We start from the raw sequence: 17,994 nt of genomic DNA, 5'->3' as shown, positions 1-17,994 counted from the left end.
CACCTTCTGCTCGGGTCGGTCAGTCGACCGAGTTGGAGGACGGACCGCCTGGCGACAGTTGGCGTTCGAGCTCGGCGAGAACGAGATCCTCGACGTGCTCCGCCAGCCGGTCGATCGTCGGCCGGTCGAAGAGTTCCCGCGGCGACAGATCGATGCCGAACGCCTCGCGGACCCGGGCCACGACCCGGATGCTGATGATCGAGTCGCCACCGGACTCGAAGAAGTCGTCCTTCACCCCGATCTCGCTCACGCCGAGTGCGTCCGCCCAGATCGTGACGAGGGCTTCCTCGGTCGGCGTCCGCGGCGCCACCGACGGCTCCGTCCGGACAATGCCGTCCGGCTCGGGCAACGCCCGCCGATCGAGTTTGCCGTTCGGCGTCAGGGGCAGCTGATCCATCACGTGCAACGCGCCCGGTACCAGGTGCTCGGGCAGCAGGGCGGCGAGGAACTCACGCGCCTCCACCAGGTCCGGTTGCCGGCCCTCGGCGGGCACCAGGTACCCCACCAGCCAGCGTTGGCCGTTCGAGCGCGCCCGGGCCACCACGGCCGCGTCCACCACATCCGGGTGACGCAGCAGTACGGCCTCGACCTCGGCCGGTTCCACCCGGTGACCCCGAATCTTGACCTGGGTGTCGAGCCGGCCCAGAAACTCCAACTGCCCATCCGGCCGCCACCGGGCCCGGTCACCACTGCGGTAGAGCACACCACCGGTCCGGAACGGGTCGGGAAGGAAGCGGGTGGCGTCCAGGTCCGGACGGTTCAGATAGCCCCGGCCGACGCCGTCGCCACTGATGTATATCTCGCCCGGGGCGCCGATCGGCAGCACCTCATGGTTCTCGCCGAGCACGTACACCCGGGTGTTGGCGATCGGCGCACCGATCGGCAGACGGTCGTCCGCAGTGGGCGCCTCCCCGACGCGGTGCACCGTCGTGATGGATGTGCACTCGGTGGGCCCGTACACGTTGATCACGCGGACGGCCGGATCGTGCTCCGCCAGGCGGGCGCAGTGGCCCGGGGAGAGCACGTCGCCGCCGACGACGATCTGCCGCAGGCCGACCAGCGCCGTCACGTTGCTGTCCACGATCTCGTGGAACATGCCCGTGGCTAGCGTCAGCAGAGTGATCCCGTGCTCGGCCAGGAAACCGCGCAGCCGCTGCATCGAGACCACACCGGGCGGGTAGACGGCCAGCGTGGCACCGGAGAGCAGTCCGGTCCAGATCTCGAACGTGGACGCGTCGAACGAGATGGAGGCGGACTGGGCCACCACGTCGTCGCTCCCGATCGGGCAGTAGTCACCCGGCTTGACGAGCCGGACGACGCCCCGGTGCGTGACCATCGCCCCCCGCGGTGTGCCGGTCGAGCCGGAGGTGTACATGACGTACACCAGGTCGTCCGGGGTGACGTCGGTGTCGGGCGGGGAGACCGGGCGCGCCGCGACAGTGGCGCTGTCCGCGTCGAGCCGTACGATCCGGGCCCCGCTCGTGGGCAGCCGATCGGCGTACCGGTCGAGGGTGACGATCACCGGCGCGGCGATGTCGGTGAGCATGAAATCCAGCCGCGCCGCGGGGTAGTCCGGGTCGAGGGGGACGTAGGCGCCGCCCGCCTTGAGGATGCCGAGCATGCCGACGATCAGGTCGATGCCGCGCTCGGCGCAGAGGCCGACCAGGACGCCATGACCGACGTGCAGTTCTCTCAGGTGATGCGCGAGCTGGTTGGCCCGCCGGTCGAGCTCGGCATAGGTGAGCTCCCTGCCGGCGCACGCCACCGCGACGGCGTCCGGTGTGGCGCGCGCCTGCTCGGCAAAGACCTCGTGCACACACAGGTGTGCCGGATACGCCGCCTCGGTGTCGTTGAACTCGTCGATGATACGGTGGCGTTCCTCCGCGGTGAGCATCTCCACGTCGGCGAGCGTGCGGTCGGCCCCCGCGGCCAGCCCGTCGAGCAGGGCCACGAAGTGGCCTCCCAACCGCGTGACCGTCGACTCGTCCAGGAGCCTGGGGTCGTAGCGGATGACCTGGTTCAGTTCGGGCCCGGCGTACGCGATGAGGTTCAGGGGGTAGCTGCCGATCTCGTCGGCGCGGATGTCGTCGATCACCAGGCCCTCGGCCGTCGCGGCCGACGAGTCGGCGGGGTAGTTCTCGAAGACGACGATGCTGTCGAACATCGGCGAGCCGGCCGGGACCTCACTCCAGCTCTGGATGTCCGCCAACGCCGAACCCTCGAACTCCCGCGCCGCCACCTGAGCGTCCTGCAAACCCCGCAGCCAGCCGACGACCGGCTCACCACCGTCGACGCGCACCCGCACCGGCAACGTGTTGATGAAAATGCCCACCACATCACCCGCGCCCGCCAACTCCGGCGGACGACCCGACACCGTCGAACCGAAACACACATCCCGCACACCGCAGTACCGCGACAACAACAACGCCCACGCGCCCTGCACCACCGTGTTCACCGTCAACCGATGCCGCCGCGCGAACCCCACCACCGCATCGGACACCACCGACGGCAACACCACCGGCACCGACGCATCCGCCCGAGCCTGATACGACCCCACCGGCACCCGGTCCACCGGCAACACGTTCGCCGCCTCGAACCCCGCCAACACCTCCCGCCAGAACCGCTGCTCCGTACCACGATCACGAGCCGCCAACCACGCCACGTAATCCACGAACGGACGCCGCACCGGCAACCCCGCCACCACCGCCGCGCCCCGCGCCCCCGACACCAACGCCCCGTACACGGCGAACACATCCGACAACACCTGGAACGTGCTCCACCCGTCCAACATCAGATGATGCGAGGTCAGGAAGACGCGGACGCGGTCGTCGCCCAACTCCGCCAGCACCAACCGCGACAACGGCGCCCGCCCCAGATCCACACCCGCCAGCCGCTCCTCCTCCGACAACCGGCGCGCCTCGGCCTCCTGCTCCCCCACCGACAACCCCGACCAGTCCACCCGACGCACCGGCAACACCACCCGCCGCCACACCACCTGAACCGGCTCCGGCACCCCCTGCCACACCACCGAACTCCGCAACACCGGCGTCCGATCCGTCACCACCTGCCACGCCCGCGCCAACGCGTCCACGTCCCGGACACCCTGCACGACGAACGACACCCGGCCGACGTAGGTGCCTGCCTCCGGGGCCATCAGGGCATGGAAGAGCATCCCCGCCTGGATCGGCGTCAGCCGGTACACGTCCTCCACCTCACGACCGTCACCCACCACCGCGTCCACCGCCGCCTGATCCAGCCCGGCATACGGGAAGTCGGCAGGGGCCAGCGCGCCGGCCTCGTCCAGCCGGGCGTCGGCGGCCAGATTCCGCAGCGCGGCGGTGAACTGGTCGGCCAGCGCCGCGACGGTCTCCCGGCGGTGGATCTCCGGTGAGTGCACCCAGGTGACGGTCAGCTCGCCGGCCTCGACCGCGGCCACGATGTCGAGCAGATGCATTCGATCGTGCGCCGGGCTCTGGTCCAGGCCGATGGTGGCAGCGCGCAGGCGGAACTCGCCGGAACCACCCGCCTGCCACTGACCCAGATAGTTGAAGCTGATCTCCCACCGGTCCGCGACGGACGGATCGGCACCGTCGAGCTGGTGCAGCACGCCGTAGCCAAGGCCGTGGTCCGGAACGGCGCGCAGCCGTTCCTTGACCCGCCGCACGGTCGTGGCCCAACTGTCGCCGGGCACCGCGAGCAGGTCGAAGGGGTAGATGGTGGTGAACCAACCCACGGTCCCGCTGAGGTCGACGTCGTCGAAGATCTCTTCGCGGCCGTGCCCCTCCAGCGCGATGCGCAGCTGGTTGCCGCCGGTCCAGGGCACCAGCACCCGGCCAAGCGCGGCCAGCAGGACCTCGGTGATCTGGGCTCGGTGCAGGGCTGGAGTCCGCGTGAGCAGGGCCTGCGTACTGGCCTGGTCGAGGCGGCGCACCACCGTACGGGCAGCTCCGGCCCGCCGGCTGCCGGTGCCGTCGACGGGGATGCGGGTGCTGAGCGGGCCGGCCCGCTCAGCCCAGTACGCGCGCTGGTCGTCGAGGGCACCGGCGTCCGCGTGCGCCGCCAGCCGGATCCCCCACTCCTGCAGCGACGTGGTCTTCGCACCCAGGAACACCGACTCACCGGCTGCGGCCTGCTGGTACGCCGACGACAGGTCGTCGAGCAGAATCCGCCAGGACACGCCGTCGACGACCAGGTGATGCACGACGAGGAGCAACTCGGCCGGACGGTCCGGGTAGCGGAACAGTTCGGCCCGCACCAGCGGGCCGTGCTCCAGGCTCAGGCTGCGATGGGCACGCGCGGTCAGCCGCTCGGCCGCCTCCTGCGCCGCCTCCGGAGCCAGGTCGCCGAGGTCGTGCACGGTGAGCACGTCGTGGGTCTCGGACGCGCGGGTGTGCTGCTGCCACTGTCCGTCGATGCGCAGGTACCGCATGCGGAGAGCGTCGTGGCGATCGAGCAGCGCGTCCGTCGCGGCGCGCAGCGCCGCGGTGTCGAGTCCGGTGGGAACCTCCACGACGACGAACTGGTTGAAGTGATCAGGTTCCTCGGGGTGGTGGGCGAGGAAGAGGGACTGCGTCGGAAGCAGTGGTGCGGGGCCGGTCACCTGCTGCTGTACCGGCCCCGGCCGGCCGATCTCCCCCGATTCCAGACCCGCCGCCAACGCCGCCACACTCTGCCGCACAAACAAATCCCGCGACGACAACCACAAACCCGCAGCCCGCGCCCGCGACACCACCTGAATACTCAGGATCGAATCCCCACCAAGCTCAAAGAAATTATCCTCCACCCCCACCCGAGGCACACCCAAAACCTCAGCCCACACCCCCGCCAACACCCGCTCCACCGACGAACGCGGAGCCACAAAAACCCCACCCGCATCCACCTCAACCGGCACCGGCAAACCCCGCCGATCCACCTTCCCCGACGGCAACAACGGCAACCCGTCAACCACCATCACCACCGACGGCACCATGAACCCCGGCAACCGCGCCGCCACGAACTCCCGCACCACCCCCACATCCACCCCACCACCACCGACACCCACCACATAACCCACCAACCGCCGCCGCGCACCCTCACCCACAGCCACCACCACCGCCTCACCCACCGACGGATGAGCCAACAACACCGCCTCCACCTCACCCGGCTCCACCCGGAACCCACGAACCTTCACCTGCTCATCGACACGCCCCAAAAACTCCAGACACCCATCCGCACCCCACCGACCCACATCCCCCGTCCGGTACACCCGCCGCCCGCCCGCGAACGACACCCGAACAAAACGCTCCGCCGTCAGATCCGCACGACCCCAATAACCCCTCGCCAGACCGTCACCCCCAATCAGCAACTCACCGGCCACACCCACCGGCACCGGATTCAAACCCTCATCCACTACATAAACCACCGTGTTACCCAACGGCCGTCCAATAGGGACCGGGCTCGTGCCGTCGTAGCCGGCGGGCATCTCGTACCAGGTGGCCGCGACGGTGGACTCCACCGGGCCGTAACAGTTGACGAGGCGCAGGTGCGGTGCGTGCCGTAGCGCCTTGGCGATATGGAACGGAGATGCGACGTCGCCGCCGGTGATCACTTGGCGGACGCTGCGCAGCTCGTCGGGGAATGCGTCGACGAATGCGTTGAGCAGGCTCGGGGGCATGCACAGAGTGGTGACGCAGTGCTCGCGGACCAGGCCGGCGAGCACCTCGGCGTCGGTGGGCTGGTTCGGGTACAGCACGGATGTGCCCCCGTGCAGCAGTACCGACCAGAGCTCCGCCGACAGACCGTCCCAGGACATCGAGAGGCACTGGGGAACGACCTCGTCCGGGCCGGAGATCATGAGCCCGGAGGAGAAGAACGTGCGCACGGTCGCCCGGTGCGGCGCGGCCACACCCTTCGGTACGCCGGTCGAGCCGGAGGTGTACATGATGTAGGCGAGGTCGTCCGGCGTGGTCAGGTTCTCCGGAGTGGTGTCCGGGTGCTCCGCCAGGGTGTCCCAGCCGGTGTCCAGGAGGACCACGGTGGGGGCCGTCTCGTCGCCGAACAGACCCGTGAGCTCCTCCTCGGTCAGCAGCACGGGCGCCGCGGTGTCGGCGAGCATGAAGGTCAACCGGTCGGCGGGGTAGGCGGGGTCCAGCGGTACGTAGGCGCCTCCGGCCTTGAGGATGCCGAGCATCCCGGCGACCATCCGCCAGCCCCGCCGCACACAGAGCCCGACCGGCACGTCGGGTCCGATGCCTAGGCCGCGCAGCGCGTGGGCGATCCGGTTGGCGCGCCGGTCCAGCTCCGCATAGGTGATCCGGTCCTGGCCCGCGATCACGGCCACGGCGTCCGGCCGGAGGCGTACCTGCTCCTCGAACAATTCGTGCACGCACTTGTCGGAGGGGTATTCGACGTCGGTGTCGTTGAACTCGGTCAGGACGCGGTGCTCCTCCGCCGCGGAAAGCATCGGCAGCGCCGAGACGGTCTGCGTGGGGTCCTCGAGAACGGCGTCCAGCAGCCGGAACAGCATGCCGGCGAGGCGGCGGACGGTATCCGCCTCGAAGAGGTCGGTGTTGTAGCCCAGCCAGACCGTCAGGTCGTCGCCGCGCTCCACGAACTCCACGGTGAGATCGAACATCGACGAGCGACGAGGCAGGTCGTAGCCGGTCACCGAGAGCTCGCCCCCGACATGCGCCTCCTCCACCAGCGCCCGGTGAAGCACCACGAGCACCTGGGCCAGCGGGTACCGACTGGGGTCGCGCACCGGGGCGACCTCGTCGACGACACGCTCGAAGGGCACCTGCTGATGGACGAATGCCTCGAGCACCGTCTCCTTGACGCCTGCCAGGAGCTGCTCGAACGGAACGGACCCGTCCACCCGGGAGCGCAGCACGACGGTGTTCACGAAGGAGCCGACGATGTGCTCTGTCTCGGCCCGGTCGCGCCCGGCGACGACCGTGGCGAACGCGACGTCCGACGACCCGGACAGGCGTGCCAGGAGCACGTCCACCACGGCCGTCAGCGACATGAACAGCGTGCTGCCGTGCCGGTGGGAGAGCTCTCGCAGGCGGGCCACCTTCTGGGCCGGAAGGTGGAACCGCTCGGCGCCGCCGGCCCACGTACGCACCCGGGGCCGCGGCCGGTCGATCGGCAGTTCGAGTGGGTTCACGCCGTCCAAAGTCCGGCGCCAGTGGCTGAGGGAGTCGGCGAGCGCGTCGTCGGTGAGGTGCTCCCGCTGCCAGACCGCGAAGTCGGCGTACTGAAGCGTCACCGGCGGCAGGGCGGGCTCGGAACCGTGCAGCTCGGCCTCGTAGAACTCAATCAGCTCGCGGATCAACACGCCGACCGACCACCGGTCGAGCACGATGTGGTGCACGGTCAGCAGCAGGACGTGCTCGTCGTCGGCCGTCCGGAACAGGCTCGGCCGGACCAGTGGCCCGACGGCCAGATCGAACGGACGGGTCAGGTCCGCCGTGGCCCGGGCATCCAGCTCGGCGGCGGGGTCGGGCTCGGAGCGCAGATCGGCCAGGGTGACCATCGGTGTCCGCGGCGGGTGGACGACCTGCACCGGCTGGTCACCGGCCATCTCGAACGTGGTGCGCAACGCCTCGTGCCGCTCCACCAGGCCGGCCAGCGCCCGCAGTAGGGCTGCCTCGTCCAGCTCACCGGTGAGACGCAGGCCGGTGCCGAGGTTGTACTCGTAGCTCTCCGGCGCGAACTCGGCCATGAACCACAGCGCCTGCTGGGCGTACGAGAGGGGCAGGGCTCCGGTCCGCTCGGCCGGACGGACGGCATCGGTGTCCTCGCCGGGCGACGCGGCCTGGCCGGACGGTTCCTGCGCGGCGACCAGTTCGGCCATCGCGGCAGCCGTCGGCCGGTCGAACATCGCCCGCGGTGAGAGGTCCACTCCCAGGTCCTCACGGATCCGCGCCAGCACCTGGATGGTGAGCAGCGAGTCGCCGCCCAGCTGGAAGAAGTCGTCCTCCGCGCCGACCTCGGGCAACCCGAGCACCTCGCCGTAGATGCCGACGAGCAGCTTCTCGATCGGCGTCGCGGCGGCGAGGAACCGGTCGTCACCCTCGGACCGCACCGGCACGTCGGGCAGCGCCCGACGGTCCAGCTTGCCGTTCGGCGTCAGCGGCAACCGGTCGACCACGACGAAGGCGGCGGGGACCAGGTAGTCCGGCAGCCGCCGCCGAAGGTCGTCGCGCAGCCGCACGGCGGTGACCGGCTCGCCGGCCGGCACCACGTAGGCGACGAGGCGGGGCTTGCCGGGTGCCGTCTCCCTCACCACGACGGCGGCGTGCGCCAAGCCGGGATGCGCGGTCAGCGCGGCCTCGACCTCACCGGGCTCGACGCGGAATCCGTTGATCTTCACCTGGTCATCGGCGCGACCGACGAAGTCGAGCTGACCGTCGGGCCCTCGCCGCACCAGGTCGCCGGAGCGGTACATCCGGTCGCCCGGCGAACCGAAGGGGTCCGGCAGGAACACCGCGTCGGTGATCTCACGCCGGTTGAGGTATCCGTCGGCGAGGCCGAGCCCCGCGATGTACAGCTCTCCGATGGCGCCGTCCTCGACCGGCGTCAGCTCCGGATCCAGGACGTACACCCGGGTCCCGACGATCGGGAGGCCGATCGGTGCCGCGTCGCCGTCCGGACTCAGCGGTCGGCTCATCGTGGCGCAGACGGTGGACTCGGTCGGCCCGTACGCGTTCACCATCGTGCGGCCGCCGGCCCAACGCCTGACCAGGTCCGGCGCGCAGGCCTCCCCTGCCACGACCAGCACCGACACCGAGGGCAGCGCGTCCGGTGGCAGCACTGCCAGGGCGGACGGCGGCAGCGTCACATGGGTGACGTCGTGCTCGGCGATCAGATCGGCCAGCGCCGGACCGGGCAGCAGCCGGTCGGCCGGGGCACACACCAACGTCCCGCCGGTCAGCAGCGCCATGCACACCTCCCAGACGGAGGCGTCGAAGCTGGGCGAGGCGAACTGGAGAACCCGGCTCCCCGGGCCGGCGGCCAGTCGTCGCCGATGCGTCTCCACCAGGCTGGGGATGCCGGTGTGCGGGACGACCACCCCCTTGGGGACCCCGGTGGAGCCGGAGGTGTAGATGACGTAGGCCGGTGCCTGCGCGCCACGCCGCACGGCCAGCGCGGTCTTCGGCCGCCGGCCGAGGTCGTCGACGGTACGGGGGGCGTCGAGCACGGTCACCGGGGTGACGCCCGGCAGGGACACCCCGACGGCGGCCGTGGTGAGCACCCGCACAGGTCTGGCGTCGCGCAGCATGAAGGTGATCCGCTCGGCGGGGTAGAGCGGGTCGACCGGCAGGAACGTCGCACCGGCCTTCGCCACTGCCAACTGCGCGACGATCGCCTCGACCGAGCGCGGCAACGCCAGTGCGACGATGTCACGCGGCCGAACGCCTTCCTCCACCAGCAGGTGCGCGAGCTGGTTCGCGCGCCGGTCGAGCTCCGCGTACGTGAGCCGGACGTCCTCGAACCGGAGGGCCCCGGCGTCCGGCTGGGCGCTGACCTGCTGCTCGAACAGGTCAGCGAGGCTAGCGCCCGGACCCGGGACGGAAGCTGCCTTGTTCACCGGGTACTCGGCTTCCACGTGACCCTCCAGGTATCGATGTCGTCGGTGAGCGTGTTCCGGACCGACGCGTCGGGCAGACGACAGCGTCGCGCGACGGGTGGGCCGGTGCCACGGCCTTTCAACCTCGGGGGAAATGCGTTCCGCAGGGTTGGTGGGCGGGTACGGCGTTCAGCCGACCCGGCCCCGCGGTGTGACGGTCACGCGCAGGCTGCGACGGCCCTGCACCAGGTTCGACCGCAGCGCGACGGGCGGCGTCGGGACCACCACCGCGTCGGTGAGCTCCGCCAACGCCTCGAGGAGCAGGCGGATCTCCAGCCGGGCGAGTGCGGCGCCGAGGCACACGTGTGGCCCGTAGCCGAAGCCGAGGTGCTTGTTCGGCTGCCGATCCGGGCGGAACACGTCCGCCTCAGGAAAGACGCGCTCGTCCCGGTTGGCGGCGGCCAGCCAGGCGACCACGGCCGAGCCTTTCGCGATCTCCTGCCCGCCGATGGTCACCTGCTCGGTGGCGACCCGCAGGACGTGCATGGCGGGGGATGTCCAGCGCAGCACCTCCTCGATGAGCGGGTGCACGGCCTCGGGGCGCTCCCGGAGCAGGGTGAGCAGCTCCGGGCGCTCGCCGAGGATCTCGAAACAGCCGGCGATCGCGTGCCGGGTCGTCTCGTTGCCGCCGATGAGCACGTTGTCGCAGTTGATGACGACGTCGGAGGCGCTCAGTCCCTGATCGCGCAGCATCCCGCTGATCAGGTCCTGTCCCGGTCGGCGGCGCCGCCGCGCGATCAGGTCGTTGAAGTAGTACAGGATCTCGGTGTGGGCCTGGGAGGGCGTCATCTTGTCGAACGTCTCGTCGGCGCCCCCGAAGGCGTGGTTGGTCAGCTCGATCAGCCGGTCGCGTTCGCCCACCGGGATGTCCAGCACCTCGCACACCACCGCCGCCGGGATGCGGGGCGCCAGGCCGGTGGCGACGTCGTGCACCTCGCCGTCGCAGAGGGCTTCGACATGGGTACGGATCTCGCGGCGGACCGCGTCCTCCATCGACACGGCGCGCATGCGGGACAGGAAGGGCCCGATGAGCTTGCGCAGCCGGGCGTGCCTGGCCCCGTCGCTGACCACCAGCATCCGCCCGCCTGATCGGTCAGGGTGGTCCGCGTCGAAGCCGATCATCATGCCGTACTCGGAGGTGAACGGCGCGGAGTGGGCGAAGAGGGAGCGGCAGTGCTCGTGGGAGAAGACCGACCAGAAACCGCCGGGTGACGTCCCCGGTCCGCTCCACAGGACGGCATCCGCCTCGGTGTGTTCGCGCCACCGCTGGTAACGCTCGGCGCTCAGGTACAGGTCGGCGTCACCCAGATCCATTGCCGCGTCCTCCCGGCGTCCGCGTGACGATCACCATCCCGTCGCCAGCAATTCGGCACGGATCGCCGCGCCCGCCTGCGCGGTGGTCAACGTGCCACCGAGGTCCGGGGTGCACCTTCCGGCCGCCACCGTGCGCCTGACCGCGTCGCGCAGGGCCCGCGCCTCACCGCTGTGACCATGCCTGTCCAGCAGTAACGCGGCGCTCTCCAGCGCTCCGATCGGGTTGGCGATGCCCTTGCCTGCGATGTCCGGCGCCGAGCCGTGTACCGGTTCGAACAGGGCGAACCCCGTCTCCGGGTTCAGGTTCACCGACGCCGCGCTCCCGATGCCACCGGCCAGCTGAGCGGTGAGGTCGCTGAGGATGTCCCCGTACGAGTTGTTCGTGACGACGACGTCGAAACGGGTCGGGTCGGCGACCAGGTTCATCGCCGCGGCGTCCACGTACAAATGCGAGGTCTCGACGTCGGGGCGGCGGGCGACGGCCTCGCACCAGCAGCGCTGCCACAGCTGGCCGCCGTGCCGGACCGCGTTCGACTTGTCCACCATGCACACCGACCGGCGAGCGACGGAGAAGGCGTAGTCGAGGATGCGGCTGACCCCGAGATAGGTGTTCACCTCCTCGTCGATCGCGACCTCGTCCTTCGTACCGCCGCGCAGCACGCCTCCCACACCTAGGTAGAGCCCTTCGGTGTTCTCCCGCACGACGACCAGGTCGATGGCCCGGCGGGCCGGGTCGCGCAGCGGGCTCACCCGGTCGTGCAGCAGTGCGGCGGGCCGGTGGTTGACGTACAGGTCGAATTCGAAGCGCAGCCGCAGCAGGATGTCGCGGGCGTAGCCGGTGGACGAGACGCGCGGGTCCCCCACCGCCCCGAACAGCACCCCGCCGGCCCGGCGCACCCGCTGCAGGTCGTCCTCGGACATGGCGACACCCGTCTCGAGATAGGTGTCGGCGTTGATGTGGTCGAGGACGTCGAAAGTGAGGTCCAGGCCGAGGGCCGTGACGGTCTCGGTCGCCTCCCGGGCGACCTCCGGCCCGACGCCGTCGCCCGGAATCACCGCGATGGTGTTCATCATGCTCCCCTGGTGGTAGCCGGTACCGCCGCGCCGCCGAGGCGGGCGACCAGCTCGTCGATGACGCTGTCCGGGCGGTTGAACGCGACGCGGACGAGGTGTTTGCCGCCCCCGTTGGGGAAGAAGAACGTCCCTGGTACGAACAGGACGCGCGACCCGGCCAGCAGGTCCAGCACGAACGCCTCGGAGTCGGTGTCGCTGACGTCCCGTATGTCGGCCAGGGCGTAGCAGCCGCCCTGCGGTGCGACGCAGCGCAGGCCGTAGCCGCGCAACGCCTCGACCACCCGGTCCCGGCGGTCCTGCAGACCGGGCCGGGGATCCCACGCAGTGCCGCCGAGAAGGTGCGCCTCGGCCAGCCCGGCCTGCAACGGGTGCGCCGCGCCGCCACTGGTGACGATGTGCACCCGGCGCAGCACTTCGGTGCGCTCCGCGTCGGCGAGCAGGAACCCCATCCGCCAGCCGCTGATGGCGTGGCTCTTCGAGAGGCTGCCGAGAACGATGGTGCGGTGCCCGGCGCCGGGTACGTCACGCGGGGAGAGGTGGGCCCGGCCGTCGAAGACGTACGAGGAGTAGACCTCGTCCGAGATGATCGTCGTGTCCCAGCGTTCGCAGAGCGCGCCGATCTCCCGGATGTCGTCCGCGGTGAGCAGGCGGCCCGTCGGATTGTTCGGCGTGTTGACGACGACGGCGCGGGTCCGGGGGCCGAACGCGGCGGCCAGTTCCTCGGAGTCGTAGCGCCAGCCGTCCCCACGCAGCGGAACGAACCTGGCCTGCGCGCCGGCGACGGTGATGGCGGTCAGGAAGTTCTCGTAGCAGGGTTCCAGCACGACAACCTCGTCACCGGGGTCCACGGTTGCCAGCAGTGCGACGCACAGCGCCTCGGTGGCCCCGGAGGTGATGGTGAGCTCGGTCAGCGGGTCGACGCCCCGCCCGAGCCAGCCGGCCAGTGCGGTACGCAGGCCCAGGTCGCCGTCCGGCGGGGCGTACTGGTTGGCGCCGCCGCGCAGGGCCGCGCACGCCGCCTCGACCACCTCGGCCGGCGGATCCGGCCAGGCCGGTGTCCCCACGGCGAAATCCAGGGTGTCCGCGGGCACCCCGGCGCCCAGCAGCTTGGTGAGCCCGCCTACGGAGAGGCGGCGCGCTCGTCCGGCGAACCGGTGCCGGCCCGCCTCCGGCTCCTCGTCCAGTCGTGTCATGTTTCGAGAACCCCTCCCACCGACGTGGCGGCCCGATCGTGGCCGTTCCGGGCGGGGGCGATCCATGTCTTTCAGCCGAGGACGAACGCGCCAGGTGAGCTGGGGTCGCTGATCCGGAAGCGGGCACTCTCCGGCACGTGAACGGGCGACTCAGCGGCCCGCTATAAGATCATCGACCACTTTCGCCCGCGAGTGCCCGCCGCGCCAGCCGACATGACTTAAAGACGACACTCACTGGCTACCCGGTCCGCCGAAGTCAATCTTGTCCACGTAAGACGGTGTTGACACCCCGGATATCCGTAGGCAAAGATTCTCGATGCCTCGGCCGACGTCACCCGGAGCCAGGCCCACAACTGTCTCGCCACCACCGCTGACCCGCAAAAAATGCTAAGTCCGGCGCCGGGCCGGAGACAACCGCGGAACGGGGGAAATTGCCCACGCCGATACGAATGAGCCTCCTGATGTGACGCCACGAAGTCACACCAGCAGCCGCAGGGGGCGCCACCACACCTACCTGAAGGACCTTTCGACGCAGACACCAAACTGAATAGTAACCATACTAAAATGTCTGACACCACGGGGGGAACGTTGTGTTAAGAATTCACTTTACGGTTACTGACCTGACCCGGATAAGAGTGATGAACTCACTGGGAGTCCTGGCGGAGACCATATTCGCACTGGACTCCCTCGACGATTCCGGGAGTGGCGTCTTTCGCAGGTGGCGCCAGCGAGTTCGCCATGAGCTCGAACGCCAGGGCAGCCCCACTCGCATCCTGCCGCCGCCGCTGCGGCCCCTTTCGAGCCTCCTCTGGCTCATCGATCGGGGCCCTCAGCGGGGCCTGGACGAGCTGGCGGAGATGGGCTGCAATCCGCAACGCATCTCCGCCGCGGTGCAGGACTTCTCCCGCGTGGCGATCAAACCCTACTGGGAGCGCATGTCCGCCTACCGGGAGATCGAGCGCGAAGCCCGGGGGCGCATGGTGCTGACGGGGGGTACCGAGTCGATCCTCGCCAATCTAGGCGCACGCACCACATGGCAGGCCCCGGTACTGGAGATCTCCCGCGCGGACAGCCGGGATGTCCACCTCGACGGACGAGGACTGCTGCTGGCCCCGGCCGTCTTCCTCTCCGACCGGGCGGTGTTCATCGAGTCCCATCGAGTGCTGGGGCGCCCGGCGGTGCTGTTTCCGGCGCTGCCGGACCAGGCGATGGCGTCGGCGCTGTGGAAGGAGCCGGTCAACAGCACCGCCGGCCTGGCCGCACTGATGGGTCACACCAGGGCGGCCGTGCTGCGAGAACTGGCGAACAGCGCCAGCACCGGAGAACTGGCCGAGCGGCTGGGCATCTCCCCCGCCGGCGCGAGTCAGCACGCGACGGTGCTGCGCAAGGCAGGTCTCATAACGACCCAGCGCCAGCGCAACACGGTGCTGCACGTCCCCACCCGGTTGGGCATGGCACTGCTGACCGGTCAGAACGGGCAATCGTTCGGGCTGGAGTGAACACGGCGGCGGCACGGGCCCGCCATTGCGATCCGGCGGACGAGTTCCCGGGCGTCGGGCATCCCGATGGGGTGGTGCCAGGAATCGTCACGGATGACCGCGCTCCGCACCTTGTCGCCTGCCTACGGGACACGGTTGCGTCTCTGCACGGCGGAGACGCAACCGCCGCGGTCGCACGGTTGCGGATCCTCCGGGACGGAGTCGCCACCGACCGGAGGACGGGTGAAAGATCGCGATGCCAGCGCTCACCGAGCGGCGCTAACGCCATCGGGTTGCGCTCAATCGCCACCCATACCGGAAGCCGGGAGCGTCATCACCGCCCCAGGAGAATCCACATGCAAAGGCCACAGCAACCCCCACCGGGCAAAGACCTTCCCGATGGTGCTGCCCGACCGCGATGTGGATCATCGCACAGGGCCCCGCTCCACCGCCTTTCCGGGGGCAATAAGCTTATCGAAGACAATAAGCTCATGTAGTCATCCAATAATTTCCGACAACCGACGTCATCGCATTTTCCTGGCCCGAGACGCGCGGCCCGACGGAATCGGTGTGGCCGAGTCAAATTGACCCAGCCACCCCAGTACTGCAAAGAGAGTCGCAATCAGACCCTTAGCGGCCGGCCCCCTACCGGGTCACGGTCGTCGCGTTCCCCGGTAGGCCGACACCGGGCATGATCGGAGGGTGTAGTTCGTCAGCAATACGCCACCGCCAGCGCTGCGGCCGTACGTGGCGACGGCGCACGGCTACCGGCGTACCCCGCGGGTCTGCATCGGGGCCTGCCGTCGCAGAACCTCACGCTGGTCGTGGAGCTGGCTGCACCGCTGCGCGTGACCGGGGCCGCCGGAGCGGTAGCCGCGCACGGCGTCGTCGCGGGCTGCACACCTCGGCTGTCCTGATCGACGCCTCGACCGGGCTGGACGGTCTGCACGACAACCTCACCCCGCTCGGGGCCTCGGCGTTGCTCGGCCTTCCCGCAGCCGAACTGGGCGGACGCGCGGTCGAGCTGGCCGACGTGTCGGGCCGGCGGCGGACCGGCTCGTGCACGGACTGGATCGCCGGGCGGATGGCGGGAACGCTTCGAGCTGCTCGACGCGACCCTGCTCCGCCGGTTCGACCGTCGGACACCGCCCCTCCCCGACGAGGTGCGGGAGGCCCGGCGGCTGATCTTCGCCCGGGACGGCCGGGTACGCGTCTCGGCCGTCGCCGAACACATCGCGTACAGCCGCCGACATCTGTCCGAACGGTTCCGCGCCGCGACCGGGCTGACGCCGAAGGCCGCCGTGCGGATCGCCCGGTTCCAGGCCGCCCGGCGGCGGCTCGCCGTCCCGCGCCGGCCGCCGCGCGCCGAGGTCGCGGCCCGTTGCGGGTACGCCTACCAGTCACACCTGTGCCGGGAGTGGCAGGCCCTCGCCGGCTGCAGTGTCGGCACCTGGTTGGCGGAGGAGTTCCCCGACGTCCAATACGTCGCGGTGGACGACGCCGCAGGATCAACCCATGACTGACACCTCGACCAGCCGCTCGGCCGGCTCTCCCCCACCCACCGTCGGGCCCAGCGTCGGCTTCACCGACGTCGATCCGCTGGCCCGACGGCGGGGGTGTGATGTTCGGGTCGCGCGGCAAGCCGGGCGCCTGGGGCGCACCCGGCCCACAGGGGGTGTACGTGGTCACCGCCCGGGCCGCCACCGTGAACGAGATCTGGAGCCGGGTCAGGACCAACCGAGAGGTGGAGGTGGTGACCGAACTGCACGACGCGGGCTACGGGTCGCACCAGTTCGATCTCCGTGACGCGGGTGGCAACCTCTGGAGCGTGGGCACCTACCGCGGCACGTGACCGGCCCTCCACCGCGCCCCTTGGGGTAGGGGGTCATGGCCGACGGACGCCGACCAGAAGCTCGACCCTGACCCCCGCCCGAAGAGCGAGCCCGGTCAGCCCTTGAGCAGGTGGCGGGCCATGACGATGCGCTGCACCTGGTTGGTGCCCTCGTAGATCTGGGTGATCTTGGCGTCCCGCATCATCCGCTCGACCGGGTAGTCGCGGGTGTAGCCGTAACCGCCGAGCAGCTGCACCGCGTCGGTGGTGATCTCCATGGCGGCGTCCGAGGCGAAACACTTCGCCGCCGCGCCGAAGTAGGTCAGGTCGGCGTCGCCACGCTCCGACTTGCCGGCCGCCGCGTACGTCAGCTGCCGGGCCGCCTCCAGCTTCATGCCCATGTCGGCGAGCATGAACTGGATGCCCTGGAATTCGGCGACCGGCTTGCCGAACTGCTTGCGCTCCTGGACGTACCCCTTGGCGTAGTCCAGCGCGCCCTGCGCGATGCCCAGCGCCTGCGCGGCGATGGTGACCCGGGTGTGGTCCAGGGTCTTCATCGCGGTGGCGAATCCGGTGCCCTCGGCGCCGATCATCCGGTCGGCCGGGATCCGCACGTTGTCGAAGTAGACCTCGCGGGTCGGCGAACCCTTGATGCCGAGCTTCTTCTCCGGCGCGCCGAAGCTGACCCCGGCGTCCGACTTCTCCACCACGAAGGCCGAGATGCCCCTTGAGCGGGCTGTGGGATCGGTCACAGCGAAGACGGTGTAGTACTCCGACACGCCCGCGTTGGTGATCCACCGCTTCACGCCGTTGAGCACCCAGTGGTCGCCGTCGCGGACCGCCTTGGTGGTCATCGAGGCCGCGTCGCTGCCCGCCTCCGGCTCGGAGAGGCAGTAGGAGAACATCGCGTCGCCGGAGGCGACCGGGGTGAGGTACTTCCGCTTCAGCTCCTCCGAGCCGGCCAGGATCAGCGGCATGGTGCCCAGCTTGTTCACCGCCGGGATCAGCGACGACGAGGCGCAGGCCCGCGCCACCTCCTCGATCACGATGGCCGTGGCCAGCGCGTCCGCGCCGGCGCCGCCGTACTCGACCGGAATGTGCGGCGCGTGGAAGTCCGCGGCCCGCAGGGCGTCGTACGACGCCTTCGGGAACTCGGCGGTCTCGTCGGCCTCGGCGGCGTTCGGCGCCACCTTCGCCTCGCAGACCTCACGGACCGCCTCCCGGATCGCCTCGTGCTCCTCGGGCAACCGGTAGACGTCGAACGACTCCTCTGCGGGCATGTGGCCCCTCCCCTTCACCGCTATCATGCGCAGTCTGAAGCGTCACCTGACCGCTGACCGCGCAGATTGAAGGATAGCGACCACCGTTCAGGCGACCCTTACCGCCGCGTAGGCTCGTGCATGATAGGCGTCGAAGCCGAGCGGCGATCATCATCAGGACAGATATCCCCCTCGGCGTCCAGCCAGACACCGGGGCCGATTGCGACGCAACGAG

Annotated in this window: 8 protein-coding genes; 3 read left to right on the top strand and 5 right to left on the bottom strand. The window is 70.1% G+C overall.

Annotated features, from left to right (window positions below; translation table 11 throughout):
- Positions 1 to 19: 19 nt before the first annotated feature.
- From GA0074704_RS07910 to GA0074704_RS07895, 4 genes are all read right to left on the bottom strand, one after another.
- Positions 20 to 9,589 carry a non-ribosomal peptide synthetase gene (locus GA0074704_RS07910; protein WP_088969891.1) on the bottom strand — a complete coding sequence of 3,190 codons (9,570 nt, stop codon included), beginning with the start codon at positions 9,587 to 9,589 and terminating at the stop codon, positions 20 to 22.
- Between the two features lie 150 nt (positions 9,590 to 9,739).
- A complete protein-coding gene (locus tag GA0074704_RS07905) occupies positions 9,740 to 10,924 on the bottom strand; it encodes a cytochrome P450 (RefSeq protein ID WP_088969890.1) in 1,185 nt (394 codons plus the stop codon).
- Positions 10,925 to 10,954: 30 nt separating this feature from the next.
- The gene (locus GA0074704_RS07900) at positions 10,955 to 11,998 is read right to left on the bottom strand and encodes an isocitrate/isopropylmalate dehydrogenase family protein (protein WP_231926785.1); all 1,044 of its coding nucleotides are present in this window, start codon (positions 11,996 to 11,998) and stop codon (positions 10,955 to 10,957) included.
- Positions 11,995 to 13,191: a pyridoxal phosphate-dependent aminotransferase gene (locus GA0074704_RS07895; RefSeq protein WP_088969888.1), complete on the bottom strand. Its 1,197-nt coding sequence runs from the start codon at positions 13,189 to 13,191 to the stop codon at positions 11,995 to 11,997. Before GA0074704_RS07895 ends, GA0074704_RS07900 begins: the two co-directional genes overlap by 4 nt.
- Before the next feature lie 638 nt (positions 13,192 to 13,829).
- Here GA0074704_RS07895 and GA0074704_RS07890 point away from each other — a divergent pair.
- The 3 genes from GA0074704_RS07890 to GA0074704_RS07880 all read left to right on the top strand — a co-directional run bounded on the left by GA0074704_RS07890 (position 13,830) and on the right by GA0074704_RS07880 (position 16,521).
- The gene (locus tag GA0074704_RS07890) at positions 13,830 to 14,690 is read left to right on the top strand and encodes an ArsR/SmtB family transcription factor (RefSeq protein ID WP_157743622.1); all 861 of its coding nucleotides are present in this window, start codon (positions 13,830 to 13,832) and stop codon (positions 14,688 to 14,690) included.
- A 1,142-nt stretch (positions 14,691 to 15,832) separates the two neighbouring features.
- Positions 15,833 to 16,192, top strand: coding sequence for a helix-turn-helix domain-containing protein (locus GA0074704_RS07885; protein WP_157743621.1), 360 nt, complete (start codon positions 15,833 to 15,835; stop codon positions 16,190 to 16,192).
- 98 nt (positions 16,193 to 16,290) lie between these two features.
- Positions 16,291 to 16,521 carry a VOC family protein gene (locus tag GA0074704_RS07880; RefSeq protein WP_088969885.1) on the top strand — a complete coding sequence of 77 codons (231 nt, stop codon included), beginning with the start codon at positions 16,291 to 16,293 and terminating at the stop codon, positions 16,519 to 16,521.
- 95 nt (positions 16,522 to 16,616) lie between these two features.
- Here the strand turns inward: GA0074704_RS07880 and GA0074704_RS07875 are convergent, their stop codons facing one another.
- The gene (locus GA0074704_RS07875; protein ID WP_088969884.1) at positions 16,617 to 17,780 is read right to left on the bottom strand and encodes an acyl-CoA dehydrogenase family protein; all 1,164 of its coding nucleotides are present in this window, start codon (positions 17,778 to 17,780) and stop codon (positions 16,617 to 16,619) included.
- Positions 17,781 to 17,994 lie beyond the last annotated feature (214 nt).

Source organism: Micromonospora siamensis (assembly GCF_900090305.1).
In the GTDB taxonomy this organism is placed as follows: domain Bacteria; phylum Actinomycetota; class Actinomycetes; order Mycobacteriales; family Micromonosporaceae; genus Micromonospora; species Micromonospora siamensis.
The sequence above is the reverse complement of the archived record's forward strand: the minus strand, read 5'-3'. Positions and strand labels throughout refer to the sequence as shown.

Excerpts from the sequence above, each read along its gene's own strand:
- GA0074704_RS07905 (WP_088969890.1), bottom strand. The coding sequence starts at position 10,924 with ATGGATCTGGGTGACGCCGACCTGTACCTGAGCGCCGAGCGTTACCAG.
- GA0074704_RS07900 (WP_231926785.1), bottom strand. The coding sequence starts at position 11,998 with ATGATGAACACCATCGCGGTGATTCCGGGCGACGGCGTCGGGCCGGAG.
- GA0074704_RS07895 (WP_088969888.1), bottom strand. The coding sequence starts at position 13,191 with ATGACACGACTGGACGAGGAGCCGGAGGCGGGCCGGCACCGGTTCGCC.
- GA0074704_RS07890 (WP_157743622.1), top strand. The coding sequence starts at position 13,830 with ATGAACTCACTGGGAGTCCTGGCGGAGACCATATTCGCACTGGACTCC.
- GA0074704_RS07880 (WP_088969885.1), top strand. The coding sequence starts at position 16,291 with ATGTTCGGGTCGCGCGGCAAGCCGGGCGCCTGGGGCGCACCCGGCCCA.
- GA0074704_RS07875 (WP_088969884.1), bottom strand. The coding sequence starts at position 17,780 with ATGCCCGCAGAGGAGTCGTTCGACGTCTACCGGTTGCCCGAGGAGCAC.